This is a genomic window from Streptomyces sp. NBC_00984, from assembly GCF_045162475.1.
GTDB lineage: Bacteria > Actinomycetota > Actinomycetes > Streptomycetales > Streptomycetaceae > Streptomyces.
Genome location: NZ_CP108734.1, coordinates 4818742 through 4844619 on the forward strand (window position 1 = coordinate 4818742; position 25878 = coordinate 4844619).

Genomic DNA, 25878 nt, shown 5'->3' on the forward strand with positions numbered 1-25878 from the left:
AGACCATGATGTGAGACAACCTGTCTTGCATGGTGGATGTGATGCCATAGTTTCATCCTGCACGCACCAGGGAGGACGAGGGGCGAGGGAGGACTGCCGTGCGCCGTTGGATGATGCTGGCTCTCGGGACCGCGGCGCAGACGGTCGCCTGCACCTTTCTCTACGGGCTTCCGTACACCTCGGAGACACTCAGGCGGGACAACGGGCTGACGCTCAGTCAGGTCGGATTGCTGATCGCCTGCCCCACCGTCGGCCTCATGCTGACGCTCATAGCCTGGGGTGCCCTGGCCGACCGCTTCGGCGAGCGGGTCGTCATCACCTCCGGTCTGGCCATGACGGCTGTACTCCTCTCCCTGGGGGCCACGGTGAATGGCCTGGTTCCCCTGGGCGTGCTCCTGGCGCTGGCCGGGGCGGCGAGTGCCTCGGTCTCCGCGGCCAGTGGCCGGCTCGTCGTCGGATGGTTCTCCGCCCGGGAGCGCGGGCTCGCCATGGGTATCCGGCAGACGTCGACCCCGTTGGGCATGGGCATCGCCGCTCTGGTGGTCCCCACGCTCGCCGCGCGCAGCGGCGTGGCAGGGACCGTCCTGTTCTGCGCGGTGCTGTGCGGTGTCGTCGCCGTGCTCGTCGGCTCGTTGACCTCGGATCCGCCCCGTACCGCGCGGTCCGTGGGGCAGGAGCCGGCTCCCAACCCCTACCGCCACTCCGGCTTGTGGCGCGTCCATGCCTCCAGCGCACTGCTGTGCGTTCCGCAGTTCGCGACGAACGCCTTCGCGATGGTGTTCCTGATCGACGTCCGGGGCTGGAGTGCCGTGCACGCGGGGCAACTCCTGGTGGTGTCCCAGGTGTTGGGGGCCGCCTCGCGGGTCGTGGCGGGCCGTTGGTCCGACCGGGTCGGCAGCCGGATGCGGCCGATGCGGCAGCTGTCCGTGTGCATCGCCGTCGTCATGGGCGCGACCGCGCTGGGCGCCCTCTGGCCCTCGCCGCTGACGGACCTCGCCATGGTCGTGGCCTGCGGGATCACCGCGAGCACCAACGGCCTGGCCTTCACCGCCACCGCCGAGCTCGCCGGGAGCGCCTGGTCGGGGCGGGCCATGGGTGTCCAGAACACCGGCCAGAACCTCGCCGCCTCACTGACGCCGCCGCTGCTCGGCGGGCTCATCGCCTCGGCCGGTTACGCGCGGGGCTTCCTGCTGGCCGGAGTGCTGGCCGCCGCGGCGTGCTTCGTGATCCCCGTGCGCGGGAGTTCGAAGGCTCATTCCTGACCAGCGGCGCGCGGGGAGACCGGCCGCTCGAAGAGGGTCTCCAGGACCACCGTGGCCCGGGTCCCGTTGACTCCGTCGATCGCGTGGATCCGGCGCAGCACGTCCTGCAACTGCTCGGTGGTCGCGGTCCTGACCTTCACCAGCATTGAGGCGCTGCCGGCGATGACATGCGCCTCAAGGATCTCGGGGAGCGCGGCGAATCCGACACCCGGGCAGGTTTCATCCGCCGCGCCTTCGACGTACGGGAGGACGGCACCCTCTCGGACGGCGAGATCTTCGCGGAGGCCGGGGCCCGCCCGGCGGCCCCCTTCGACAACCTCCGCTTCGACGACGCCCTGCAGCAGGACGAGCAGCATGCGGGCAGGTGCGCGTGGATTGCGATAGATGCTGGCGCGACCGATGCCGAGGTGCTCGACGAGGCCGGCCATCGACGTGGCTTCGTAGCCGCGCCGCCAGAACAACTCAAGGGCCGACTGCAGCGCGGCGTCCGGATCGCATTCCTTGGTCCTGGCCACACAGGAGGCCTTGGACCCATGCAGAACGATCGGTCAGTAAAAGCCCGCCATCAACGGACCCAACAGAACACCCCAGCCATGAACAGGTCGTTGATCAGCAGCAACAGGCACTGGTGCCGACGGCTACTTCGGTGGGTTGAGCTTGCGGAAGTACGTCCAACTGGTCTCGTTCGGCTCGCTCCACTTCTCCGGGGCCTGTGCGAACTCCGGGTGGTGGTCGGCGATGTAGGCGCGGGTGCGCTCGGGGACCTCGGCGTACGAGCCGAGCTTGCGGCCCCGGCAGTGGAAGGTGAGGCCGCCGGGCCGCTGACTGCGGGCCATCCACGGGAGCCACGGGGACATCCGGGTCCACGACATGGTGGCCGGGACGCTGGGCGCCGGGCCGGCCAGGTCGGCGCGGTCGGCGAAGAACTGGAAGAGCTCCAGAGCCTTGTACGTGTCGCCGGCCGAGTGGACGGGGTACTGGGCCACCGGCAGCGGCGAGGGGTAGGCCAGCGGGATCTCCAGGCTGAAGCAGACCTGTCCGCCGAGCTCGGTCGTCGGGATCGGGAAGGGGCGCCACTTCTGGTTCGCCGGGTCGTTCCAGACGTGCACCACCGGCAGGTCCTGCCAGGTCTCCAGGATCTCGCGGGTGACGGGGTCCAAGTAGAAGGCGGCCTCGCGGGTGAGTAGTTGGTAGGCGTCCGGGCCGGCCTCGGCGTCCTGGACCAGGCGGGCGACGTTGAGCCCTTCGAAGCCGAAGACGCGCTGGTAGGGCTCGTCCGGGGCCCAGGAGTACACGTCTCCGGACCACCAGTACGTGACGTCCTCGCTGTCGAGCGAGGCGCGGGTGCGGGCGAAGGAGCGGAGCAGCTCTGCGGGTGTCGTCATGCGGAACACTCTGCGCGACCGCCGCCCCGGCCGGGCAGAAAACGGCAGGGCCGGGGCGGAAGCGGCCGGAATAAGCCGCTCCTGGGCCGACGGGCCCGGTAGGTCTCGAAAGAGATGGCCGAATCGCGTGCGTGACGCAGGCTGCCTGAATTCGATTTCGTGATGCGGGGTGGCGGAGTGGGATCCCCGGTCCGGGGCAGCACGGAAGTGGTCCGGATAATGAACCCGCTTTGATCTCTTATCAGGGCCTTCGTCATGGAGCGGGTGACGAGAATCGATTCCGCGTTCTGAGCTTGGGAATCACCAGAGCTTGCGGCATTCATGCACGCTTTGACCTTCCCTTGTTCAGCATCAGGGGTGCGGTCGGTTGGGTGCTTCGGCACCCTGGCGGACACGGACCGCTGTTTACCGCTCCGAAGGACACGGGCGGGGCATGAGAGCGGAGGATATCGCGTCGTGTGCAGCTGGTGGTTTGAGCGATGAGTAAGGAGGCGGGCGAGGTCGCGGTTGTCGAAGGGTTTGTTCTCATTGTTCTCATTGTTCTCCAGTTGATTGACCGGGCCGGCAAGGGGGATCTTCTTGGTGATGGGAGAGTGGTCGGCCCCGACGAGGTCGATCCCGGGGGCATTGGCGCGGGCCCAGTGGCCGCCGTTCGGCTACCGTTCGGCCGCCGATCGCTTTGGTGATCGGGGAGGCGACCGCCGTGGTTCGCCCGATTGGGTCGCTGGGTTGCCATTCGGTCAAGGCCGCTCGCATTTCACTTGGCGGCTGACTTGGTTCCGAAAGCCCCGCCGAAGCGGTGAGCCACTTCTCTTGGGTCTCGCCGCATTTCTCTACGAGGGCTGTGTTTCGCCCGGCGATACGAGATGATTTGTCTGCTGCCCTGTCGGAAGAAATTACTCGAAGGGTTTGACCGCGCCACCGTGAGGGCGGAGGTGTACGTAAAGGGATTGGCGGTTCGTTTTCGTGGTATAGTCCTAATGGATTTACAGGACGCCGCGAAAAAAGGGGAATGGCGTGAATACCGAGAAGGTTACGGCTCGACGTCTTACGGCCGGAGAGGTTTCGGAATTGGGCCTCCAGGACGACATCTTTGTCTCGGCGGAGATGGATGGCCTTCCTCTCGACTGCTACGCTCCGGCTTTCCTTACGGGGCCGGGTAAGAACTTCGAGGGAGGGTCCTTCACTGCGAGGACGATCTTCGGTGAGGAAATTCATGTCCTCCCGGACAATGCCGAAGAGCGCGGGATCTGGATTGCCGACAAGGCAGGGGAGGAAATCGAGGTTCTCCAGAGTGCCGGCGTCCTCCTGAACCTCGCCCTCTTTGTGCCTGACGGGAAGAAGGAATCCCTGGAGTCGCTCTACTCCGCCGCACGGGACGCGTTCGGCGCGGGGATCGTTCAGCGCTGGAGCGAGGAAACCGTCGAGGTGCCGGACGTCAAGGTCGACCTGTACGAGGAGCCGGCCCGGGGGCGGAAGAACACGAACAACCAGAACCGCGACCGCCGTGCCCTGGACATCTACCCGACCCGAGTGCGGTTCCTGGAGCCCAGCGATGGCTGGAGGTTCATTGTCGAACCGCACAAGGAGATCGTCGATGACACACCGACGATCTGACCTGATGGCAGGTTAGCTTCGATCTTTCCCGGGAGCCCGTCAGCTTGCTGACGGGCTCCTCTTCGTTTGTCGGGGCGTGCAGGCAGGCCGCCGGCCCGATTGTCGCGTCGGGTGGGCGCCGGAGTTCATGTTTCCGGTGGGATGGTTCAGGCTCGTCGGGACAGGTGGATCTGCTGGTCAACCGGGGTTCGGGAGGGCGCCGAGCGGATCAGCGTCCGCCGCCCCCGCTGGCACCCCCCCCGGAGGCCGTTGCGCCCCCTCATCTGTCGCGGGGCTCCTGCGTTTGTCGCCGGTCCCCTGCGGATTCGTCTGCGATCGGTAACAGAGGGAGCTTGCACGGGCCTTCGTATGTCTTGATGAGTGCAGGGCATCGGCGGAGACAGCAAAGGGGCGGGCGGACATGGCGAAGCACAAGGGAAGGGGATGGCACAGCCGGCTTCTCGCGGCGGCGCTCGGAGTGACAGCGGTGGCCGCTGCCACCTCGGTGTGGACCGCGCAGGCCGACACCGCCGGAGGACGGCAGCCGCAAGCGCGTGTCTCATCGCCGGACGCCCGGCCCCAGGACCGGACCGTGACCAAGGTGGCGGCGGACATCGCGCACGCCTCGGACCGCGGCGCCCGGGGCGTCAACATCACCATCGACGACGGACCGGACCCGGTCTGGACGCCGCAGGTGCTGCAACTGCTGAAGGACAACGGTGTGAAGGCCACGTTCTGCATGGTGGGCACGCAGGCCCAGGCACACCCGGACCTGGTCAAGGAGGTCGTGGCGGCCGGGCACCGGCTGTGCGACCACACGATCTCGCACGACACCGCCATGGACACCAAGTCCGAGGCATACCAGTCCCAGCAGATCCTGGATGCGGAACGCATGATCACCAAGGCGTCCGGAGGCGTCCGGCCGCAGTACTACCGGGCCCCGGGCGGCGCTTTCACCCCGTACAGCCGGCACCTTGCCGCGTCCCGGGGGATGCGGCCGTTGGGCTGGAACGTCGACTCCAAGGACTTCGAGCGTCCCGGTGTGGACACCATGGTCGCCACCGTCAAGAGGGAGATCTCCAACGGGCCGACCGTCCTCTTCCACGACGCGGGCGGGGATCGCTCCCAGACCTTGGCCGCGCTGCGCGAGATCCTGCCCTGGCTGAAGCAGCAGGGGTACTCCTTCGGCTTCCCCGTGCGGTGAGTGAGGCTCGCCCGCACTGACATCAAGACCCGGACCCCCGGCACCAGCAGACAGACATGACTCGTCGTGCTGCCGGGCTTTCCTCCGGACCGGACCTGCGGCGGCATTAGGCCCAGGCGGCGGTCTCGACCCGGTTGCGGACTCGGAGCTTGGTCTGGATGGTCGCCAGATGGCTCTTGACGGTGCTCAGGGAGATGAACAGGGCGGCGGCGATCTCCTGGTTGGTACGGCCCCTGGCGATGGCGCGGACGACCTCGATCTCGCGGGCGGAGAGCGGCTGGACGGGCCGGGCCGCGGTCGCCCTCCGGGCGGGGGCGAGGTCGCGTAGCAGACGCAGGGTGATGGAGGGGGAGATCAGGGCGTCGCCGCTGTTCGCGGCGCGGACAGCCTCGACCAGCAGGGCCGGGCCGGCGTCCTTGAGTATGAAGCCGACGGCCCCGGAGCGCAGGGCGCCGCGGACGTACTCGTCGAGGTCGAAGGTGGTGACGATGACCACCCGCAGCGGGTCGGCCACGCCAGGGCCTGCCAGGGCCCGGGTGACCTCGATGCCGTCCAGTTTCGGCATCCGGATGTCGACCAGACAGACGTCCGGGCGCATCCGCCGGGCCAGCTCGACCGCCTCGGCGCCGTCCGCCGCCTCGCCGACCACGGAGATGTCCTCCTGGTCCTCCAGGATGAGCCGCAGGCCGCGGCGGACCATCGCTTGGTCGTCGGCGAGCAGGACGGTGATGCTCAACGGCGGTCTCCCACGGGGAACGGCAGGGTGGCGAGGACGGACCAGCCGGTGTCGTGCTCCGGGCCGGCGGTGAGTGTGCCGCCGAGGGCCTCGACCCGTTCGCGCATGCCGATCAGCCCGAAGCCGCCCTGATGCAGATGGCGGGCCGGACCGCCCGGAGCGTCGTCGTGGACCGTGACGGTGACGCCGTCATGCTCCTGGGCGATGTGGACGGTGGCCGAGCGGGCGTGTGCGGCGTGCCGGGCGATGTTGGTCAGTGATTCCTGGACGATCCGGTACACGGTGGTGCTCACCTCCGGCGGCCAGGCCACCCGGTCAGCGGGCAGGTGCAGGTGGACCTCGGGGCCGTGGCCCTCGAACCGGCGGACGAGGTCGGTCAGTTGCTCCCGGCCCGCGACAGTGGGGGAGGTCGTGGCCGCGTCGTCGGTGTCCCGCAGCAGGCCGACGACGCGGCGCATGGCGGCCAACGCCACGCTGCCGGCTTCCTCGATGTCGGGCAGGGCGCCGTCCAGTGTCTCGGGTCGTCGTCGGCCGACCAGACGGGCGGCCTGGGCCTGCACCACGATGCCGGTGATGTGGTGGGCGACCACATCGTGCAGCTCCCGGGCCAGGGCGAGGCGCTCCTCGCGCCGCACGGCTTCGGCGGCCGCACGGCGGCGGAAGTCGAGGAGGCGCAGCCCGAGCCCGATCCCGAGCGCGAGGACCCAGACTTGCGTACCGACCCGGAACGGGGTGCTGGGAGCCTCGCTGGACAGCAGGCCGACGGCCATGAGCGCCAGCCCGCCGACCGCGATGCCACCCGCCTGGCGCCAGGGCAGCGCCCTGATCGCGGAGCCGCCGAGGACGAGCAGGGCCAGCACCGCGGCGGCGCCGGGCTCGCCGGGCAGGTGGGCGAGCCGGGCGGTCAGGCCGGCGATCCCCGCGACGGCGAGGCCGATGACGGCCGCCCGGCCCGGGTGCCGCTCTCGTCCCAGCGCGACCAGGCAGATCACCGTGCCGACCGCGCTGTCGAAGGCCCAGGCGCGGCCCTGGCCGGCGTACTGGACGGCCATCAGGGCCAACACCACGGAGAACACCACCCCCAGGATGGTGTTGACGGCGGCCCTCGGCCCCCAGGCCGGTCGATGTCCCGTGCTCACCGGGCTCACGCTAGGCGATCACCACCGGCCGCTGAACCGGCCGAAAGTACGACTCGGGGGCACCTGAACCGTTCTTCCGGTCGGTGCGGGGACTGCGGCGCGGTCAGCAGGCTGTGGCCATGGCAGACCTCATCTCCGCTCCTCTTGCGCTCGCAGCCTCGGCCGCCCAGGCCGAGAAGACCGTGCGAAGCCCGCTGCTGTACGCATGGTGGGCCCTCAATCTGGCCGTCCTTCTCGCGGTCGGCTACGGCATCTACCGGTTCGTGAGGAAGTCGCGCGAGAACCGCGGCTCGCGCGGCTGATTCGGGAGGAACACATGACACCGGTACTGGAAGCCGTGCGGCTCGGCAAGCGCTACGGCCACCACCCGGCGCTGACCGACTGCGACCTGGACATCCCGCAGGGGCGGGTGGTCGGCCTGGTCGGTCCCAACGGCGCCGGCAAGTCGACGCTGCTGAACATGGCCTGCGGGCTGATCAGGCCGAGCTCGGGCAGCATCCGCGTGCTCGGCGCGGAGCCGGCCGCGAACCCGGCCCACCTGGCCAAGGTCGGCTTCGTCGCGCAGGACACGCCCGTATACACCGACCTGTCGGTCGCGGACCACCTGCGCATGGGCGCCCGGCTGAACCCGAGTTGGGACGGTCGGCTCGCGCAGCGGCGGATCGCCCGGATCGGACTGGACCCGGAACGGAAGGCGGGCCGGCTCTCGGGCGGTCAGCGCGCCCAGCTCGCACTCACCGTCGCGGCAGCCAAAAGACCGGAGCTGCTGATCTTCGACGAGCCCGCCGCGGCGCTCGACCCGCTGGCCCGCTCCGGCTTCCTGGACAGCCTGATGGAGTCCGTTTCCGAACTGGGTGCCGGCGCGATCCTCTCCTCGCACGCGCTCGCCGACGTGGAGCGGGTCTGCGACTACCTCGTCGTGCTGGCCGGATCCCGGATCCAGCTCGCCGGCGATGTGTCCGAGCTGCTGGCGAGCCACTACCGGCTTGTCGGGGCCCGCGACGCCTTCGCGGCGCTGCCCGCGGCGGTGGAGTGCGTCGGCGTCGATCACACGCCGCGGGAGAGCACCGCGATCGTCCGCGCCGACGACGGGCTGCCGGCCTCCGGTTCCTGGACCGTGGACGCCCTCGACCTGGAGGAGCTGGTCCTGGCCTACATGACCCGGGCGAACCAGACCGCCGCCCAGCCCGCCCCGATGCCCACGGAGACCCCTTCGCCGTCCTCCCGCGGTAGTTCCTGAACCGCGGGCATCCCCTCACCGCCGCGATTGACCTGGCCGAAGGCCGGGTCACCTCCTACCCCTCGGACAGCACCGGAGCCCCAGGTCGTCGACCTGAGGCTCCGAAGAAGTGCGGGTGACGAGAACCGAACTCGCGCTCTGAGCTTGGGAATCAGCAGTGCTTGTGGTGATCGCATACCGTCTGACCTGGCGATAGCAATTCTGGACATCCTTCTGCCGGGGACTCCCGGTACCGCTGTTCACCGCTGTTGACCGTTCCGCTGGGCACGGATGGGGCACGGGCGGTGGCGATGCAGCGGTGTCCGCCAAGCTGCATGCCGCGGTTCGCCCCACAAGGGCGCCCCGAGGCGCAGCTTCTCGAAGTGGGCTTGTGGATCAGAGAGGGATGATGCGAACCCGGCTGCCGCAGAGCTTGGTCATGTCGTCGCTGTCGGACGTCAGCAGAGCGACCGGTTTCGGCTGGCGCAGTGCGACCTCGGCCACAGTGGCGTCGATGGCGTACTTGTGCCCGTGCAGTCCGGCGCCCTTGAGGAGTTCCGCTGCTGCTTTGGCCGCCTGTTCGGTGACTGGCTCCACCTTGATGCGGGACAGGGCCCAGTTCAGGCGTGGGATGTTGGTACGGGAGTGGCTGACTTCCACGATGGTGTTCGCCCCGATGACAAGGTCGGCTCCCATGTCGTGGAACACCTGCAACATCGCGAGGAACTTGCGGTCCTGCGCGATCCAGGCGGAGAGTCCTTCCGCGTCCAGGACAACGGTCTCGATGCGCTCACTCACGCGGCGTCCGCGTCCTTGGTGGAGCCGACGGCACCAAAGATCTTCGAGTGGGCCTCGGCGAGCTCCTCGTCGCTGAAGCGTCCGTGCTCTTGTTCATGGCGTCGTAGATCGTCGCCCAGCAGCTGGTGCCTGATTTGGCGGGCTACGGCTTCCGCCACGTAGCCGGAGACGTTGTCCGTGAGCTTGCGGAGCTCCGCCACCTGGTCGCTGGGCAGCGTGACGGTGATGCGAGTCGTTGAGGACATACACCAAGCATACTGAAGTATGCACAGGCTTGCGCTTGCTCCCATGGCCTCGTCAGTCAAGGTCGAGTGACCCGGAGGAAGTGCGGCTTGCGGGCGCTCCGGCACTCGCGGCGGGGCGAGCTCCGGTAGCGGCGGCGTGGTGGGCAAGCGAAAGGCCCCGGTCATTGACCTGGGCCTTCACCGAAGAGCGGGTGACGAGAATCGAACTCGCGCTCTGAGCTTGGGAATCACTCGGTGCTTGGTCCGTGTATAGCCTGTGAACTGCGGGAACGCGCTTTGGTGGCCTCGTCCTGATAGCGGCTTCAGCCCTTTGGTGACCGCTGTTTGCCGCCTCTTCTGGCACGTTGTGGCACGGCCTCCTGTGTGGCGTCAGGGGAGACGCCGGGCGGGAGGAAAGTCGTGTTGCGCGGCGCGGTGGTGGGGCTCGGCAGGATGCCCGGTTGTATGGGCGTCAGCTTGGCGTGCCGCCGTCCATGTATCCGTTCCGAGGGCCTTGCCAGGTTGGTGGGCGGCAGAGCCGGGAAGCGGGGTGTCGCTCCTGTGCGGGGCACGTCGGCACCAGCATGTCCGTCTTCCGGTCGGACGCAGCGCGCGACCGAGCGCACCGGGCGTGATTGTTCAGGCGGGCGGTGCCCCTCGCAGGTGGCGCATGAGCTGCTCGAGTGCGTACCAGTTCTCGGGGGTCTCTCCGTCGCCGAGTGGGTAGTAGAAGCCGGGCCGGGCGTTCGGGCCCAGTTGCACCGGGCGTTCCTTGAGCGGTGTCCTGCTCGCGGTGTCGCGTCCTGCTTCCCGGACCTCCGCGGGGCCCAGTACGAAGGCGTAGGGCAGCGGCGGGTGCTCGAAGTGGGGCGGGGTGCTCAGGTCCCGGCGTGCCGCGCGCAGTTGGCACAGCATGGTCTTCAGTCCGTGCCGGGTCACCAGTTCGTCGGCCAGCTCCGGCAGTGCCTCCAGGGCCGGCTTCTCACCCTCACCGTGCCCCACGGTGAGGGTGATGTCCTCCTCCACGCCCTCCGGGGTGCGGATCACTCGCAGGGTGGCGACGGCGGGCCGGTTTGGGGCGCCGACGACCACCGTCCAGGTGGGCCGTGGGGCACGTTCGTACGCCAGCTCGGTCAGCTGCCGCCTCGACCAGGCCAGACCGGCCAGCTCCGATGTTCCCCAGCCGGCCGGCGGGCCACCGGCCAGCGCCTGCCAGGCGGCTTCCAGCGCGCCGCCGAGGACGAGGTCCGCCCTGGGAGGGTGCAGGGTGCGGAAGGAAACGACGAGCTGGCGCTCGCCGCTGGGCCGAACCTCTGTGAAGGCCTCTGCCACCGGAGTCTCACCGCTTTCGTCCCGGGCCGGGGAGAAGGCGTCGTCCTGCCAGCGCAGTACCGCGCCGGTCAGTCCGTCGTAATAGCCGCACCGTTCGTCCTGGACCACCCAGCGCGAGGGTGTGGACTGCAGCAGCATGCGGGTGGGCAGGGAGAGACGGCAGTGCGGTGGGGTGACGATCTGCAGGGACCGGTCGCTGTCCACGGTGGCCCGCAGCGCCTCGGAGAGCCAGCTGGTCATGGGGACGACCGGTCGGTCCTGGAGTACGACGGCAGCCTTGTCGGTGAGCATGTCGACGGCCGGCTGGGCGGCAGCGGGGGCCGGTACGGCAGTGACGCCGGAGACATCGACCGGGCGGGCCGCCCCGACGGTGCCGGGGGCGTCCGGCGGCCAGACCCTGCCGCCCAGGAGCATGGTCAGCCGGGCTGCGAAGGCACCCGCGAGCTGTTCGGCCTGGGGGACGCCCGCGGCGGCGCGGGCCTCGACCCACCACGCCGGACCGTCGCCCGGCGGCTCGACGCCGGGCCCCAGCAGCCGGTTCGCCTCACCCTGTACCTGGAGCAGCAGCGGCACCTCGATCGAGACGAGCGGCCGCCCGTCGGCGTCACACAGCTGGACCACAGCGCCCTGGCCGGCGGTCTCGACCAGCAGGTCCGGGCCACCCGCGAGCAGGCCCGCCAAGATACTCAACGCGTCCGGCATTCGCCTGGTGAGCGCGATCACGTCCTTGGTCATGCGATGTTTTCTCCGATCATGCGTGGTCGGCCGTCGTCTCGATGCCGCCGTCCGCGGCGGCACGGATCACCGTCCCGTATCCCGCCGCATGGCCCCAGGGCGTCCGCACCACGCGAGCCGGCAACCGCTCGATCTCGGGCGGCTCCGGAGGCGTTCATCAAGGCGACGAGGCCGGGGACGCGGGTCCGGTGTGACGGGGACTTTCGAGCGCGTCGTGGATCACGTCGTCGATGTCGTCCGTCGGCCGACCGTCGAAATCCGTGCCGCACAATTCACGATGGCGGTGCATGGGACGGCTCCTGGCTCCTCTGAGCTCGTCGCCCGAAGAGCTGCTCGATTTCGAAACCAGAAGAACGGGCAGCTCGGCGAAACCAGTCACCTGCTGCGGAATTCATGGAACCGGCTGGACGATGCCGGGCCCTATTGTGACGGGCGGCGCGGAGGAATCACTCGCACCTGTCCGCCTCGCGCACCGATCCACGCCTCGAGTTCTGCGTCGGCCAGCTCTCGGGACGATTCGCCGCTGAAAACGGTGATCGGCCCGAAAACGGTGCCGGTCAGGCCGCGCACCACTGTAGCGTCGTCGACTTTGATCTCGAAGAAGTTCTCGTCAAGGACGGCATCAGTCAGGTCCGCTCCCCTCATATCGGTGTCGATCAGCGAAGCGCCGAGAAACCGTGTTCTGCGGAAGCTTGCTCCCGACGCGTCGGCATCGCACAGCGAAGCCCGGACCATGTCCGTCCCGTCGAGCCGCGCCGATCGGAGCACGGCCTCGTCCAGGTTCGCCCTGACGAGATCCGCTCCGGTCAGATCCGCTCCGGTCAGATCGGCCGACTGAAGGTCGGCCCGGTAGAAGGACGTGCCGACAAGTCGTACGCCCACCAGGATTGCGTCGGTGAACCATGCATTCGAGAAGTCCCCGCCCGAGAGGTCGGCGCCCCGGAAGTCACGCTCCATGCCGTTGAGGTTGTACTCCCCCGAGGCAAGCCATTCCTGCAGTTGCCGCGTGGCTTCCGGATCAGTGGGGAGCACGATCGGCTTCCAGTTCTTACGGGTACCAGATGACACGATCTCCTCAACCGCGGCTTTCAATAGCTGCCTTGACGCTGTCGATTGCTGCTTGATTTGCATTCCGGATGTCAATAATTACTATACGTCCACGCTTTTCGATCTGCTTCGCCAGCTGTTTGTTGACCCACGCCTCATTATTGGCCGGGTCGTACGCACCCTTGAACGGCTGGGACTTGTCGCGCTGTTCTCGCCCTGCTAACAACAGAAGACTCGATTGTCCTCATGTCTCACGAGAGTCTGACAGGGAGGGGACTACCGGGCATCTGGCACGGATGTGGCACGCGACGCATGGAGCAGGTCTCAGACAACAAACAAGGCCCTGGTCTCTGACCAGGGCCTTTGTCATGGAGCGGGTGACGAGAATCGAACTCGCGCTCTGAGCTTGGGAATCACCGTTGCTCGGTGGGATCGTCAGCTATCTGACCTGCGGGAACGCTCTCATGGGTGGCTCTTGGCGGTGATCCGGTCGTACTCGTTCTGACCGCTGTTCACTGCTCCGAAGGGCATGGTTGGGGCACGGTCGGCTCAGCTTGAATGGGCAGGTTCTTCCCCCGCCAAGGAGTCGAGTGGCGTCCCTACTGCGTCGTGTCGCAACTCTCGCAGCGGCTCACAGCCGCCCGCTCGAGGTTGCCCTGGGTGGCGCGGAGCGGGCTGGAGGGCGCGAGACGACGCCATGCCCCGGGTGAGGGGGTGAGCACCCAGCCGTAGCGGGGTGGCCGGATGTCGGCCGGGACGATGTGCGTGCAGCCGGGAAGGTGGGCCTTGCCGCTGGCGTGGATGATGATCGCAGCCACCGGCCAGCCGTCCCATTCGCTGGTGGGTGCGCTGCCGCGGGGGGCGTGCGGAGCGCATTCTGCGCAGTTGTGCATTTCATGGCGTTCGCAGTACTGCATGGTCCTCACCCTGTCAGGTTTCGAGCCGTTGCTCGGTGCGCTCGAGCCAACTTCGGTACCAGTACGCGAAGTCATGCCCGGTCGGCTCGATCCCCCGGTCCATCGGTCTCAGATCCTCCCAGATGGCACCTCGGTGCGGGCCCGTCATCACCATCAGCGACGCATAGCCGCATCCCTGCTCGCTGAGGAACACCGCGCCCGCCTCCTGCGCGTCATACAGCTCCTCGTAGCGCGCATCCCAGGCCGCGTACGCGCGGCGGAACTTCTCTTCGGCCGCGAAGGCGTCCTTCTCGGGCTCCTGCGCCTCAAGCGCGGCAAGCTCACTTTGCAGCGCCTCGGCCACGAAGGGCCGTCCGGCGAACTCGGCGGTGGTCGGCTGCGCAGAGAAGGCGAGTCCGATGCCGCGCCACTGCCACCCGCCGTCGCCCAAGGTCGGTGTCATCAGGCCGTAGTCGGGGCCTGCTCCCCCTCCTCCGACATGGAGGAGAAAACTCCGATACTGCGCGGGAAGACCCACGCCCAGGTCCGCCTCCAGCGCCCGGAGCTGTTCCTCGCTCATGACCGGACCGAGGCGAAAGCCATGCCCCTGTGCCCCGAAGACTTTGCCCGCTCCGGAGTGTTCGGTGAGCCGGAGCACCCGCTCCCGCACTCCCGCCCACATGTCCTCACCCATGGGTACACGCTAGGGCGACGCGCACCGCACCGACACGGAATTCACCGTGGAGCACAAGTGCCCAGCGCACGCTGTCCTCTGCCGTCGCCGGCGTGATCGCTCGCGACGGCAGGAACCAGATCGGCGGGCTCGCCGGCCGTACGCGGCAAGGGTGCCGACCGCACCGGCCGAGAAACCTGAGAGGTCTAGACAACAAACAAGGCCCAGGTCGCTGACCTGGGCCTTCGTTCAAGAGCGGGTGACGAGAATCGAACTCGCGCTCTGAGCTTGGGAATCACCCGGTGTTTGCGCGCCGAGGTGAAGGCCGTCGCCGACCGGATCGTCGAACTTGCCAACCTCGGCATCGACCCGGTCGAACTCGGTGCTCCCACCCCTGGCACGGCTCGCCGTCACATGCTCGCCTCCGGCGGATGGTTCGAGACCCAGGCGCTCCCCCGGACAAGGCCACGTCTCCTCGCCGTGGTCCTGGTCGTACCACCGCTGCACCTGCTCTGACTGCAGCCGCCACACCGGCGCCAGTGTTCCCCAGCCGCAGGCCCTACGCGTCGACTGCGGCCGGGTCGAGGGAGTCGACATCCTTCATGAAGCTCAGCATCCGGGCGTTGACCACGTCGGGATGGTCGATCTGCGGTCCGTGGCCCGTCGCGGCGATGATCTCGGCGCGGGCCCCGGGGATCAGGCGCGGCACCCGCTCCAACTGCCGTTGCGGGTGTACCAGAAGGCTGCGCTTGCCCATGATGACGTAGAGCGGGGTCCGGATGGAGTGCAGCGCGTCCTCGGCCAGCGGCAGCGGTGCGGGGCGGCGGATCCTGAAGGCCCGGGCGCCCACCTGGACCCACTTCCGCAACTCGGGAACGGCGATGACCGGCTGCTCCAGCCAGGAGGCGAGGCGGGGGCGCAGCGCCTTGGGGGCGAAGCTGGCGAAGAGGCTCACGAAGACCCAGGCGAAGAAGCGCAGGCCCACCTTCTCCAGGCCGCCGGGGTCGAGGGCGGTGACCGAGGCGAGCCGTCCGGGTCGGCGGTGCGCCTGGTTGAGCACCAGCCAGCCGCCATATGAGGAGCCGACGAGGTGGACCCGGTCCAGGCCGAGCGCGTCGAGGGCCTCGTCCATCCACTGGGCGGCACGCTCGGGCTGCCACATGGGCTCGCGGTGGACGCTGCGCCCGGCGTCGCCGGGGGTGTCGAGCGCGTAGACGGGCCGTTCGCCGCTGAGCGCGGGGGTGTTGGGATACCACATCGCCGAGCAGTAGCCCGCGCCGTGGATCAGGACGACCGGCGTGCGGGATTCGGCGGCGGGGTCCGTGGGACCGTACCGGTAGACGTGCGTGGTGCCGAAGCTCGTCTCGACGTCCGTCTCGGAACGAACGGGTGCGCCCATCGCGTAGAGGACGTCGCTGGCGGCGAAGTAGCGGTCGCGCAGGGTGTCGTTGACGTAGCGGCCGACGTCGCGGCGCACACGGGTCGTGTTCTCGGGCACGGGGCACCTCCGGGAAGATCCGTTCTTCGTAATACGACCGTACCATGGGGGTGGTACGGCGGTACCATAAAGGTGTCCGGAGAGAGCGGACGGCGAACCCCACCACCGACGGGCGGAGACACCGGCACATGCCAAAGCGCGTGGATCACGAGGAGCGGCGCACCCAGATCGCTGATGCGTTCATCCGGGTCGCGGGGCGGCGAGGACTGCACGCCGTCGGCATGCGCGACGTGGCCGCGGAGGCCGGAGTGTCACTCCGGCTCGTGCAGTACTACTTCGAGACCAAGGAGAAGCTGCTCTTCTACGGGGTCCAGCACCTGACCGATCGCTTCACTGCACGCGTGGGCACCCGCCTGGCTGCCGCCGGCCCGGACCCGGGCCCCCGCGCGACCATCGAGGCGATCCTCCTGGCGTCCCTCCCCACCGACGAGGAGAGCCGCACCTTCCACCTCCTCTACAGCTCCTACTCGATCCTGTCCGTGACCGATGAGGCGCTGGCTGCTCAGCCCTTCCTCGACAACCCCGACGCCGCGGAGAACGCCCTGACAGGCTTGCTCGAACAGGCCCAGGCATCAGGCCTGGCCGATCCCGGCGTCGACGCGCGCACAGAGGCGATCAGTCTGCTCGCGATGACGGCGACCATGGGCACCAGCATCCTCGTGGGCCAGCGGAGTCCGGAGTCGGCCATCGAGGTACTCCATCACCACCTGGACCGGATCTTCGTGACCGTCGAGACGTCGGCGGCTGGGGAGGGTCCAATCTGACGTGCCGTTGCGGCACTTGTGGCACGCGGATAGTGCGCGGCGCTGAAGGATTCAGGCAACACAGAAGGCCCAGGTCGCTGACCTGGGCCTTCGTTCAAGAGCGGGTGACGAGAATCGAACTCGCGCTCTGAGCTTGGGAATCACTCTGCACGTGATGGACCACAGAGCTGCTGACCTGCGAGAACATCCACTGAAGGTACTGTTCTTGCCACCTTGGCCGATGCCTTGTCGACCGCTGTTCACCGCCGCTACTGGCACGTTGTGGCATGCGGTGCTGCCAGGGGACGGAGGAGGCGAAGCTCCTGCCCAGTACCGTCGTTTCCCGGCCAGCACCCCACACGCATACATCCAGAACCCGCATGATTGCGTGAGCGAGCCCCGGACCGGGGCGGTCCGGGGCCGCCGTAGCCTGCGGCCGGACCCAGAGGATCCCGGTTCCGCCGGAGGGGTGGGGAAGGTCAGGCCGGGTTGATGTTCTCCGCCTGGGGGCCCTTCTGGCCCTGGGTGACGTCGAACGTCACGACCTGACCCTCCTGGAGCTCACGGAAGCTCGAGGAGTTGATCGCCGAGTAGTGGGCGAAGACGTCCGGGCCGCCACCGTCCTGAGCGATGAAGCCGAAGCCCTTTTCCGCGTTGAACCACTTCACAGTTCCCGTAGCCATGTCTCATGCCTTCCAGTCGACTGACGTCTCCCGCTCCATGCGGAAGGCGGAGGTGATCGTCCTGGTTCCTGCGGCACAGCACAGCAAAACGCCCACACCGAAGGGGTGGGCAGAGGGAACTTCCGAACCACGACAACTCACCGGGACGGTACACGTCCGCACACTCCGTCACCAGAGGAATCGCCTGCACCTGTGCGGGGTGCCCGCCGGTGTCCGGCGGGCACCGCCTCAGTCCGCGGTCGGCGGCTCTGCCGATTCGGCGGCGCGGCGGTACTCGGCGTTGATGCGCTGCGCCTCTTCCAGCTGGTCTTCCAGGACGACGATGCGACAGGCGGCCTCGATGGACGTGCCCTGGTCGACCAGTTCGCGGGCGCGGGCGGCGATGCGCAGTTGGTAGCGGGAGTAGCGGCGGTGGCCGCCCTCCGAGCGCAGCGGGGTGATCAGACGGGCTTCGCCGATGGCGCGGAGGAAGCCCTGGGTGGTGCCGAGCATCTCGGCGGCCCGGCCCATCGTGTAGGCGGGGTAGTCGTCGTCGTCAAGACGGCCGTACGAGTCGTCTGCTGTCACTTGCACCTCTCTTGTGGAACGCGTGGAGGGGCCCTGGTGCCGTACGGCACCAGGGCCCCGAAGGAACTACTACACCACCTGCCGGCCCTGATACTGCACCGGCATTCTGTATCCGCGGCCCCGACCTGGCTGCTGTCGGGTGTGCGGGGATCGCGGTTGCTTGACCGGAGACCACCTCACTATCGATGTCCTGCGGTACCCGGGCCAAAGACTCCAGCCCAGGCGATCCTGATGGCGCGGGCTCCTCCGTTCTTCCCTCGGTGATCAATTACCTACCATGGGGGTACTGCGTACTACTGGTACTGCTCTACTGCGTACTGCTGGTGTGCGAACTGCTCAGTGGCCTGTGACAGCGCCACTCTTCGGCAGCCAGCCCCGTTGCCCGTCCTGCGTCTGCTCTGGCTTGGAACCCCACTGCCGAACTTCCCGGTGCGCGCGTCCGCAGCCGACGCCTTCACCGAGGTACCGCTCAGTCACTTCACTGCTGGGTACTGCGGACTGCACTCACGGGCACCGCAACGACAGCGGTCCCGCTCCGGCGGCCCCTCACTGCGGGCCACCCGGTCCGGCTGTCAGTCCCGTCGCCGTCCTTCAACAACCCTGGCTTCGAAACTCCACTGCCGCACCGCCCTGCAACTACATGTACTACCGGCAGTTCGTCTCTGCCAGGTCTTGCTGTCTCTCTGGGTTACGAGAGAAACCATAACCACGTCACCACCCAATGTCTACTCTGGCCAATAGAGATTTTTGTGTGTCTCGTGAGGAGGTAATCGACCTCGCCGGAGACTTCGGCCGGCCCGTGGTCAACCGACTCGTCAGAGCGACCGCGATCAGCCGGCGGGCCTCTGAGGGGAAGACGGTGACTGCCCGTCTCGCTCGGCAGTACGACCGGTCGAGGGGACGGACGGGACGACCCGCGAATAGGATCGGCTCTCATGTCGAAGCCTGACGAGCTGCTCGTTGACGTCGCCACGCTGGTGGAGTCCGGGCACAACAATCAGATGTCCCTGACCGTGGTCACCGGTGGTGCTGTCATCACCGGCCGGCTGGCGCCCGAAGCCGTGTGGAGGCAACGGGTGTCGGAGGTCCTGACGGACTCGTCCCGTCTGGGCGAGTTCTCCGCCGCGTTCACCGCTACGACGCGGGGGGACGGGCCGCCCGCGTATCTGCACTTCCATATGGCGCGGATCCTTCAGGGCACGGTGGGGATTCCGGAGACGGGTGGGATGTACCGCGTCTCGATCGCGGATGTCAGCGCCTGGACCATGGGCGACTTCAGCTACTCCGATCACTGACGTCGCGCCGCGTGGAGAAACTCACCGGTACGCGGGAGGGCCCGACCGGCGTGTGCCGGTCGGGCCCTCCCGACTGTTCAGGTGTCAGCTCGCGCTTCCCATCGGCCAGGTGGCCAGATGGTCAGACGGCCACCGGAGTGCCGAGCATCGCGGAGGCGTGCTGGAGTGGGCTGAGGGCGCGGGTGGGCGCGGCGGTCCGGGGGAGGCTGCGGCAGGTGAAGCCGAGCTTGGTCATGGCCCGCAGGACTTCGTCGGCGCTGAAGTCGCGGCGATCCTGGCGGGTGATGACCTCGCCGACCTGCTTGACGGGGTAGGCGCGGCGGCCGATGGTCACGGACTCGCCGACGACCTCCTCGGGCTTGATGCCCTTCATGGATTCCAGGACGCCGCTCTTGGTGAGTTCGAACGGGAAGCGGGCGATGACACAGCGCACGATGCCTCACAGGGAGAAGAAGGGGATTGTTCCGCCGTGGTGAGACGGTTCAGAGGGCCAGGGCGAGGACGCCCGGGGCGCTGTCCTGCTCGTCCACGACGGACTGGGTAGCGAGCCGGCGGCGGTGCGTGGCGTGCTCGGCCATCATGGTGGCGGGCGAGGTGTGCGGCCCGCGGTCGCCGAGGATGTCGCGCAGCTGGAGCCGGTCCGTGTAGGCGGGGCCGTCGCGGACGATGGTGAGCTGGGCCCGGGTGACCAGTCCGGTGCACAGGCTGTCGTTGTCGCAGACCCTCAGGTGTCCGGTCCTGGCACTGGCCATGACGGACAGGGCCACCTCGACGGTCATGTCGTCGCTGACCTGTGGCCCGGCCGTGTTCATGGCCTTGAGCGCCGTCCGGGGCGCGAGGCCGGCGTTCGCCGGGTGGGGCTGCATCTGGACCAGTGTCACAACGTGCCTCCTGCAGAGATGGGTCAGCTTCCGGACCACGCGGTGCTCAGGCCGCCGCATCGAAGGCGGACTGTCGCCCGCTCACGCGCCGGGCAGCCGCGGCCGGGTTGCGTCGACCGCGGGAGGCCGTGCCGCGCTTGCGCCGCTCGGGTGTCGGCGCGGTGATCGTCACGGGGATGCCGGAGGGGGTCCGGGCGCCGGTGATCCGGCTGAGTGCTTCCTCGCCGGAGCGGACCTGGGTGGTCCGGGGCACGATGCCGGCGGCCGCCATGAGGCGCGTCATGTCGCGGCGCTGGTTGTTGGTGACCAGGGTGACGACACTGCCGGACTCGCCGGCCCGCGCGGTACGGCCGCCGCGGTGGAGGTAGTCCTTGTGGTCGGTCGGCGGGTCCACGTTCACGACGAGGTCGAGGTGGTCGACGTGAATGCCGCGCGCCGCGACGTTCGTCGCGACCAGGACAGTGACGTGCCCTGTCGGCATCCCGCCGACGACAGTGGTCAGGCGCAGCTTCACAGCGCGGGCGTAAGGGGTGAGGGCATCGGTGACCTGCTGAGCGAGTTCCCGGGTGGGAACCAGAACCAGGGCCAGCGGCTGACGGGGCTCGGCGCGCTGCCCGGCGGTGCGGGCCAGCAGGGCCAGGCCGAAGGCGAGAGTCTTGCCGGAGCCGGTCCGGCCGCGGCCCAGGACGTCGCGGCCCGCCAGAGAGTTCGGCAGCGTCGCACCCTGGATCGGAAACGGCATGGCCACGCCTTGCGCGGTGAGCGCGGCCAGCAGGCTCCTCGGCATGTCGAGGTCGCTGAACACCTCGACTGCGGGCAGCGCCGGAGTGATCGTCTCGGGCAGGGCGAACTCTCCCTGCATCGCGGCGGGCCGCCGACCACCCGAACGGCTCGGACCTGCTGAACGGTTCGGACCTGCCGAACGGTTCGGGGCGGACGAACCGAAGCGACTGCCCCGAATCGAACCAGCAGTGGAGTCGTACCCGTGGCCGCCGTTGCGGCGGGCACGGGAGGAACGGCTTTTCGTGCGTGTGGGGTTCATGCAGAACCTTCCTTGATACGGCGCGTATCAAGGAATTCCGCAGCGTAAGAGCAGCGCGGGGAATCACAGGCACGGGCCGAATGGAATGCGAACGTGGCCCACGGGAAATTCGTGTCGACGTACGCAAAAATGGGAGATGGCGTGCGAAAAAGAATCCGGTGCATCGCCGGGCGCGGCTCCGAGGAGCCTGTGCGCCTCAATATTTTATTCCCGTGGATGAATCGCTGCGGAAATGCGTGCAGCTGGGGCCCGCACCCCGAGGGATGCGGGCCCCAGCCACGAAATGCGCGCCAGCGTCAGGCGGAAACGATGTTCTCGGCCGTCGGGCCCTTCTGGCCCTGCGCGATGTCGAAGCTGACCTTCTGGCCTTCCTGCAGTTCGCGGAAGCCCTGGGCGGCGATGTTCGAGAAGTGGGCAAACACGTCAGCGCCACCACCGTCCTGCTCGATGAAGCCGAAACCCTTTTCCGCGTTGAACCACTTCACGGTGCCAGTAGCCATGTCATATCTCCTTTGGGCAGTACACCGGAATCCGTACTGTACGGAAACCGCGTCGCCGCGATGATGCCCCGCCCGGAAAATGACCGGAAATACAAAGCGCTACCCTGCGGCATCGAGGCCGACCGGAGGCGCTTGAAGTTTTTGGGTACCAAAACTGCAACCGAGTCCGACAGTAGCACGCCATGGAGGATTGCGTGCGACAAATATTTCCCCGTGCGCGCTGCGGCAGAAACTCTCCCAGTAAGGGCCGTTAAATTCTGAGGCGGCCGGCACAGGTATTCATTTACCTCGAGTGCAGCGTTTTTCGAAAGCAAGGTGGCCAATCGGCTGCGACGTCTGCAGCCCATCGGAACCTGCGTCTGCGCCCCGGGGCGCCCTCCCGGCAGCCCGCAGGAGACCCTGTAGCCGCGAGCCCGCCGACCTTCGCCGGTCAACCGTCGTTCCGGGAAGGGGAGTTCGCGTGGCGAGCACAGTGGAGTATGCCGAGTGACGAATGCCCGCCTGGGACGAGTCCTCAGCACCGACAAGCAAAAGTGGCGTCCGGAGACTGAACGGTTCCGGCAGTGACGGCTGCCTTCGTCCATCGGGCCGAGGATGGCTTGCCGAACGGCGGATGGGCTGCGGGGGCTTCGGCTCCGTAATGGAGGCGGCTGTCGGCTCAATCGAGGGTGGCGAGATGATCGGCGCCGCCGCCACGCCACTCGATGAGTTGCTCATCACCGAACACATCATCTGCGCGGCGACAAAGCGGTCGTTGCCGAACTGCTCATTGATGGCCCTGGGACAGGCCGGTACTGGCCCGTCGCGCGTGGCGGTGGGCCCGGTAGCCACCGACGCCATGCTCGCCGCGTACAGGCAGGCGTGTGGAGGGTGCGGAGAGGTCTCCGGCCAGGGCCTTCATTGTGGAGCGGGTGACGAGAATCGAACTCGCGCTCTGAGCTTGGGAATCAACGGTTCTTGAACGGTCGTAGTGGCTCTGACCTGCATGTTTGGCCGGAGCGGCCGAGGGTGGCGTGGTCTCTGGGCGCCGTGCTTGACCGCTGCTGTTCGCTCCGAAGGGCACGGATGGGGCACGGGGTGGTCGATGACGCCGCGCCGTGGGTGGGAAAGTCCTGCCGCGCTGGATCAGGTGCCCGCCGTCGTGAAGCTTCACCCCCTCGGTGATCTATTGCAGGGCGTACCGGTCGGCTGTCTTCGGTTCGGATCCGTAGTGCCGGTGGCCGGCGGACCGCGTCTCAGTGCGGCCACCAGCAAGGAACTCCAACATGAGGTACTAAGGTACCGTGAGTGTGGAGGTGGGATTCATGACCACGGCTTCGAAGCCGCCCCGGCAGGCGCCGCTCAAGGTGGACCCGGCGACGGACAAGTTGATCAGTCAGGGCGCGCATTTCCTGGGCCTGACGAAAAAGGACCTGGTCGCGGAGGCGGTACGGGTTTACCTGGACCAGCGGCGTGAGGATTTGCGTGAGGGCATGGTGGAAGCGCTCAGTGTCCTGGACGGTTCCCTGAAGTCGGACGTCATGCTCCTGACCGGTCTGACAGCGGAGGAGATCGACGCGGTCGGCGGGATCGACGAATGACCGGTCCCGCCGCGATGCGGCCCGCCAGGCCCACCCTGCGGTGCCTACGTGATGACCTCGGACTCCCCGTACCGGCGGTGACTGACCCCCTGGACGAGATTGAGCACCCGATCCTGGCGAAGACCGTCGAGCAGTTCGCGGCGGACGATGCCAAGCACGAGCGCATCCGCGCTGTCGATGACCAGGTGTTGTTCAAGGTGAAGGTCCAGCGCTGGCGCGGGGCAGTCTGGGTGGACGCCGATCTTCCGTGGCTGGTGGCAGCCGGCCGCCGCGAGGACGGCTCCACCGACGACTTCTACGCCGCCCTCGAAGCCGACGGCAAGACTGCCCGAACCCGCTACAACGCCGACAACACCGACGCGCTCAAGTCCGCCACGTACACCGCCCACTTGCTCCCCGCTCGCGAGGACCACGTCCGCTATCGCGCCGAAGCGGGAGTCCGTTTCGTCCGGCGGCTCCGGACCACGGTTCTGACTCTGAGCCGTTCTACGCTCCGGGACGGCCAGGAGCACACGGTGGATTTCGACACCTTCACCGTCGGCCTTCAGGTCCGCGCCGACGATGGCCACGAAACCTACCTCGCAGTGCGGATTACGGGTTCGGTCCCGCCGAACCTCACCACTTTGATCCTGCGCAACGTCCCCGGCTGCGAGGCTGACGGCTGGTACCCCGAATACGCCCTGCCGGAGCGGGACCTGCTCCCCGCCGAACAAGCCTGGTCCAACCTGATGGACCCTCGCGAGGCCGCCCGACTCCTCGACACAGAGCTGTAGCACTCGGAAACAAAAACAAGGCCCAGGTCACTGACCTGGGCCTTCGTCATGGAGCGGGTGACGAGAATCGAACTTGCGCTCTGAGCTTGGGAATCACTCGGTGCTTGGTCCGTGTATAGCCTGTGAACTGCGGGAACGCGCTTTGGTGGCCTCGTCCTGATAGCGGCTTCAGCCCTTTGGTGACCGCTGTTTGCCGCCTCTTCTGGCACGTTGTGGCACGGCCTCCTGTGTGGCGTCAGGGGAGACGCCGGGCGGGAGGAAAGTCGTGTTGCGCGGCGCGGTGGTGGGGCTCGGCAGGATGCCCGGTTGTATGGGCGTCAGCTTGGCGTGCCGCCGTCCATGTATCCGTTCCGAGGGCCTTGCCAGGTTGGTGGGCGGCAGAGCCGGGAAGCGGGGTGTCGCTCCTGTGCGGGGCACGTCGGCACCAGCATGTCCGTCTTCCGGTCGGACGCAGCGCGCGACCGAGCGCACCGGGCGTGATTGTTCAGGCGGGCGGTGCCCCTCGCAGGTGGCGCATGAGCTGCTCGAGTGCGTACCAGTTCTCGGGGGTCTCTCCGTCGCCGAGTGGGTAGTAGAAGCCGGGCCGGGCGTTCGGGCCCAGTTGCACCGGGCGTTCCTTGAGCGGTGTCCTGCTCGCGGTGTCGCGTCCTGCTTCCCGGACCTCCGCGGGGCCCAGTACGAAGGCGTAGGGCAGCGGCGGGTGCTCGAAGTGGGGCGGGGTGCTCAGGTCCCGGCGTGCCGCGCGCAGTTGGCACAGCATGGTCTTCAGTCCGTGCCGGGTCACCAGTTCGTCGGCCAGCTCCGGCAGTGCCTCCAGGGCCGGCTTCTCACCCTCACCGTGCCCCACGGTGAGGGTGATGTCCTCCTCCACGCCCTCCGGGGTGCGGATCACTCGCAGGGTGGCGACGGCGGGCCGGTTTGGGGCGCCGACGACCACCGTCCAGGTGGGCCGTGGGGCACGTTCGTACGCCAGCTCGGTCAGCTGCCGCCTCGACCAGGCCAGACCGGCCAGCTCCGATGTTCCCCAGCCGGCCGGCGGGCCACCGGCCAGCGCCTGCCAGGCGGCTTCCAGCGCGCCGCCGAGGACGAGGTCCGCCCTGGGAGGGTGCAGGGTGCGGAAGGAAACGACGAGCTGGCGCTCGCCGCTGGGCCGAACCTCTGTGAAGGCCTCTGCCACCGGAGTCTCACCGCTTTCGTCCCGGGCCGGGGAGAAGGCGTCGTCCTGCCAGCGCAGTACCGCGCCGGTCAGTCCGTCGTAATAGCCGCACCGTTCGTCCTGGACCACCCAGCGCGAGGGTGTGGACTGCAGCAGCATGCGGGTGGGCAGGGAGAGACGGCAGTGCGGTGGGGTGACGATCTGCAGGGACCGGTCGCTGTCCACGGTGGCCCGCAGCGCCTCGGAGAGCCAGCTGGTCATGGGGACGACCGGTCGGTCCTGGAGTACGACGGCAGCCTTGTCGGTGAGCATGTCGACGGCCGGCTGGGCGGCAGCGGGGGCCGGTACGGCAGTGACGCCGGAGACATCGACCGGGCGGGCCGCCCCGACGGTGCCGGGGGCGTCCGGCGGCCAGACCCTGCCGCCCAGGAGCATGGTCAGCCGGGCTGCGAAGGCACCCGCGAGCTGTTCGGCCTGGGGGACGCCCGCGGCGGCGCGGGCCTCGACCCACCACGCCGGACCGTCGCCCGGCGGCTCGACGCCGGGCCCCAGCAGCCGGTTCGCCTCACCCTGAACCTGGAGCAGCAGCGGCACCTCGATCGAGACGAGCGGCCGCCCCCCGGCGTCACACAGCTGGACCACGGCACCCTGGCCGGCGGTCTCGACCAGCAGGTCCGGGCCACCCGCGAGCAGGCCCGCCAGAACGCTCAACGCGTCCGGCACGTGCTCGGTGAGCGCGATCACGTCTTTGGTCATGAGGTACTTCCCCAGGGGAGCGTGGACCGGGTCGGGTACCCAGCCGAGCACTGCATTGGTGAGATCTGGTCCCTGATCGTCGCTGATGTGGGGCGCCTTGAGCCCGATCTCATTTGCTCCACCAGAATGTCGGTCTTCATTTAGAAAAGGGTTTCGAA

28 protein-coding genes are annotated in these 25878 nt (G+C 68.2%); 10 read left to right on the top strand and 18 right to left on the bottom strand.

Features of this window, described 5'->3' with window-relative positions; all coding sequences use genetic code 11:
• Window positions 1-98: 98 nt before the first annotated feature.
• Window positions 99-1262: an MFS transporter gene (locus OG520_RS21440; protein ID WP_406014238.1), complete on the top strand. Its 1164-nt coding sequence runs from the start codon at window positions 99-101 to the stop codon at window positions 1260-1262.
• Here the strand turns inward: OG520_RS21440 and OG520_RS21445 are convergent.
• A complete protein-coding gene (locus OG520_RS21445) occupies window positions 1253-1777 on the bottom strand; it encodes an Lrp/AsnC ligand binding domain-containing protein (RefSeq protein WP_406014239.1) in 525 nt (174 codons plus the stop codon). The genes OG520_RS21440 and OG520_RS21445 overlap by 10 nt on opposite strands.
• 123 nt (window positions 1778-1900) lie before the next feature.
• Window positions 1901-2647, bottom strand: coding sequence for a DUF1838 family protein (locus tag OG520_RS21450; RefSeq protein WP_406014240.1), 747 nt, complete (start codon window positions 2645-2647; stop codon window positions 1901-1903).
• Window positions 2648-3664: 1017 nt separating this feature from the next.
• Between OG520_RS21450 and OG520_RS21455 the strand changes: the two genes are divergently transcribed.
• Window positions 3665-4264 (top strand): hypothetical protein, encoded by a 600-nt coding sequence (locus tag OG520_RS21455; protein WP_399328435.1) that lies wholly within the window; start codon window positions 3665-3667, stop codon window positions 4262-4264.
• A 400-nt stretch (window positions 4265-4664) separates the two neighbouring features.
• Window positions 4665-5447 (top strand): polysaccharide deacetylase family protein, encoded by a 783-nt coding sequence (locus OG520_RS21460; protein ID WP_399328433.1) that lies wholly within the window; start codon window positions 4665-4667, stop codon window positions 5445-5447.
• Between the two features lie 106 nt (window positions 5448-5553).
• Here OG520_RS21460 and OG520_RS21465 read toward each other — a convergent pair whose 3' ends face one another.
• Together OG520_RS21465 and OG520_RS21470 are read right to left on the bottom strand one after the other, a co-directional pair.
• Entirely contained in the window at window positions 5554-6183 is a 630-nt protein-coding gene (locus OG520_RS21465) for a response regulator (RefSeq protein WP_406014241.1), read from the bottom strand.
• Window positions 6180-7322: a sensor histidine kinase gene (locus OG520_RS21470; RefSeq protein WP_406014242.1), complete on the bottom strand. Its 1143-nt coding sequence runs from the start codon at window positions 7320-7322 to the stop codon at window positions 6180-6182. The genes OG520_RS21465 and OG520_RS21470 overlap by 4 nt, the downstream gene beginning before the upstream one ends.
• 119 nt (window positions 7323-7441) lie before the next feature.
• Between OG520_RS21470 and OG520_RS21475 the strand changes: the two genes are divergently transcribed.
• Window positions 7442-7624, top strand: coding sequence for a hypothetical protein (locus tag OG520_RS21475; protein WP_399329269.1), 183 nt, complete (start codon window positions 7442-7444; stop codon window positions 7622-7624).
• A 14-nt stretch (window positions 7625-7638) separates the two neighbouring features.
• Window positions 7639-8562: an ABC transporter ATP-binding protein gene (locus OG520_RS21480; protein ID WP_406014243.1), complete on the top strand. Its 924-nt coding sequence runs from the start codon at window positions 7639-7641 to the stop codon at window positions 8560-8562.
• A gap of 375 nt (window positions 8563-8937) precedes the next feature.
• On the opposite strand, the gene OG520_RS21485 is transcribed toward OG520_RS21480, so the two are convergent.
• The 6 genes from OG520_RS21485 to OG520_RS21510 all read right to left on the bottom strand — a co-directional run bounded on the left by OG520_RS21485 (window position 8938) and on the right by OG520_RS21510 (window position 14267).
• The gene (locus OG520_RS21485; RefSeq protein ID WP_406014244.1) at window positions 8938-9339 is read right to left on the bottom strand and encodes a PIN domain-containing protein; all 402 of its coding nucleotides are present in this window, start codon (window positions 9337-9339) and stop codon (window positions 8938-8940) included.
• A complete protein-coding gene (locus OG520_RS21490; protein WP_406014245.1) occupies window positions 9336-9584 on the bottom strand; it encodes a hypothetical protein in 249 nt (82 codons plus the stop codon). The genes OG520_RS21485 and OG520_RS21490 overlap by 4 nt, the downstream gene beginning before the upstream one ends.
• A gap of 618 nt (window positions 9585-10202) precedes the next feature.
• Window positions 10203-11630 carry a DUF6177 family protein gene (locus tag OG520_RS21495; protein WP_406014246.1) on the bottom strand — a complete coding sequence of 476 codons (1428 nt, stop codon included), beginning with the start codon at window positions 11628-11630 and terminating at the stop codon, window positions 10203-10205.
• Between the two features lie 420 nt (window positions 11631-12050).
• Window positions 12051-12761, bottom strand: a complete 711-nt coding sequence (locus OG520_RS21500; RefSeq protein WP_406014247.1) for a pentapeptide repeat-containing protein — start codon at window positions 12759-12761, stop codon at window positions 12051-12053.
• A 515-nt stretch (window positions 12762-13276) separates the two neighbouring features.
• Entirely contained in the window at window positions 13277-13495 is a 219-nt protein-coding gene (locus OG520_RS21505) for a hypothetical protein (protein WP_406014248.1), read from the bottom strand.
• Window positions 13496-13607: 112 nt separating this feature from the next.
• A complete protein-coding gene (locus tag OG520_RS21510; protein WP_406014249.1) occupies window positions 13608-14267 on the bottom strand; it encodes an SMI1/KNR4 family protein in 660 nt (219 codons plus the stop codon).
• Between the two features lie 285 nt (window positions 14268-14552).
• Between OG520_RS21510 and OG520_RS21515 the strand changes: the two genes are divergently transcribed.
• Complete coding sequence (locus OG520_RS21515; RefSeq protein WP_406014250.1) at window positions 14553-14762, top strand: hypothetical protein; 210 nt, start codon at window positions 14553-14555, stop codon at window positions 14760-14762.
• A 43-nt stretch (window positions 14763-14805) separates the two neighbouring features.
• Here the strand turns inward: OG520_RS21515 and OG520_RS21520 are convergent, their stop codons facing one another.
• On the bottom strand, window positions 14806-15744 hold the full coding sequence (locus OG520_RS21520) for an alpha/beta fold hydrolase (protein ID WP_406014251.1): 939 nt from the start codon (window positions 15742-15744) through the stop codon (window positions 14806-14808).
• 128 nt (window positions 15745-15872) lie between these two features.
• On the opposite strand from OG520_RS21520, the gene OG520_RS21525 reads away from it, so the two are divergent.
• Window positions 15873-16508, top strand: coding sequence for a TetR/AcrR family transcriptional regulator (locus OG520_RS21525; RefSeq protein ID WP_399329277.1), 636 nt, complete (start codon window positions 15873-15875; stop codon window positions 16506-16508).
• Between the two features lie 458 nt (window positions 16509-16966).
• Here OG520_RS21525 and OG520_RS21530 read toward each other — a convergent pair whose 3' ends face one another.
• A complete protein-coding gene (locus OG520_RS21530; RefSeq protein ID WP_406014252.1) occupies window positions 16967-17170 on the bottom strand; it encodes a cold-shock protein in 204 nt (67 codons plus the stop codon).
• Between the two features lie 228 nt (window positions 17171-17398).
• Window positions 17399-17737 carry a helix-turn-helix domain-containing protein gene (locus OG520_RS21535; protein ID WP_259927793.1) on the bottom strand — a complete coding sequence of 113 codons (339 nt, stop codon included), beginning with the start codon at window positions 17735-17737 and terminating at the stop codon, window positions 17399-17401.
• 935 nt (window positions 17738-18672) lie between these two features.
• Here OG520_RS21535 and OG520_RS21540 point away from each other — a divergent pair.
• Window positions 18673-19032 (top strand): hypothetical protein, encoded by a 360-nt coding sequence (locus OG520_RS21540; protein WP_266417280.1) that lies wholly within the window; start codon window positions 18673-18675, stop codon window positions 19030-19032.
• Window positions 19033-19153: 121 nt separating this feature from the next.
• Here OG520_RS21540 and OG520_RS21545 read toward each other — a convergent pair whose 3' ends face one another.
• The 4 genes from OG520_RS21545 to OG520_RS21560 form a co-directional block, all read right to left on the bottom strand.
• Window positions 19154-19465, bottom strand: a complete 312-nt coding sequence (locus tag OG520_RS21545) for an SCO5918 family protein (protein ID WP_266417282.1) — start codon at window positions 19463-19465, stop codon at window positions 19154-19156.
• 49 nt (window positions 19466-19514) lie between these two features.
• Entirely contained in the window at window positions 19515-19913 is a 399-nt protein-coding gene (locus tag OG520_RS21550) for a hypothetical protein (protein WP_406014253.1), read from the bottom strand.
• A gap of 46 nt (window positions 19914-19959) precedes the next feature.
• Entirely contained in the window at window positions 19960-20955 is a 996-nt protein-coding gene (locus tag OG520_RS21555) for a DEAD/DEAH box helicase (RefSeq protein WP_406014254.1), read from the bottom strand.
• Window positions 20956-21251: 296 nt separating this feature from the next.
• Window positions 21252-21455 carry a cold-shock protein gene (locus OG520_RS21560; protein ID WP_072489439.1) on the bottom strand — a complete coding sequence of 68 codons (204 nt, stop codon included), beginning with the start codon at window positions 21453-21455 and terminating at the stop codon, window positions 21252-21254.
• A gap of 1304 nt (window positions 21456-22759) precedes the next feature.
• Here OG520_RS21560 and OG520_RS21565 point away from each other — a divergent pair.
• Both OG520_RS21565 and OG520_RS21570 read left to right on the top strand, forming a co-directional pair.
• A complete protein-coding gene (locus tag OG520_RS21565) occupies window positions 22760-23035 on the top strand; it encodes a hypothetical protein (protein ID WP_123462118.1) in 276 nt (91 codons plus the stop codon).
• 77 nt (window positions 23036-23112) lie between these two features.
• Window positions 23113-23808: a hypothetical protein gene (locus tag OG520_RS21570; protein ID WP_406014255.1), complete on the top strand. Its 696-nt coding sequence runs from the start codon at window positions 23113-23115 to the stop codon at window positions 23806-23808.
• Between the two features lie 484 nt (window positions 23809-24292).
• Here the strand turns inward: OG520_RS21570 and OG520_RS21575 are convergent, their stop codons facing one another.
• The gene (locus OG520_RS21575; RefSeq protein ID WP_406014256.1) at window positions 24293-25720 is read right to left on the bottom strand and encodes a DUF6177 family protein; all 1428 of its coding nucleotides are present in this window, start codon (window positions 25718-25720) and stop codon (window positions 24293-24295) included.
• Window positions 25721-25878 lie beyond the last annotated feature (158 nt).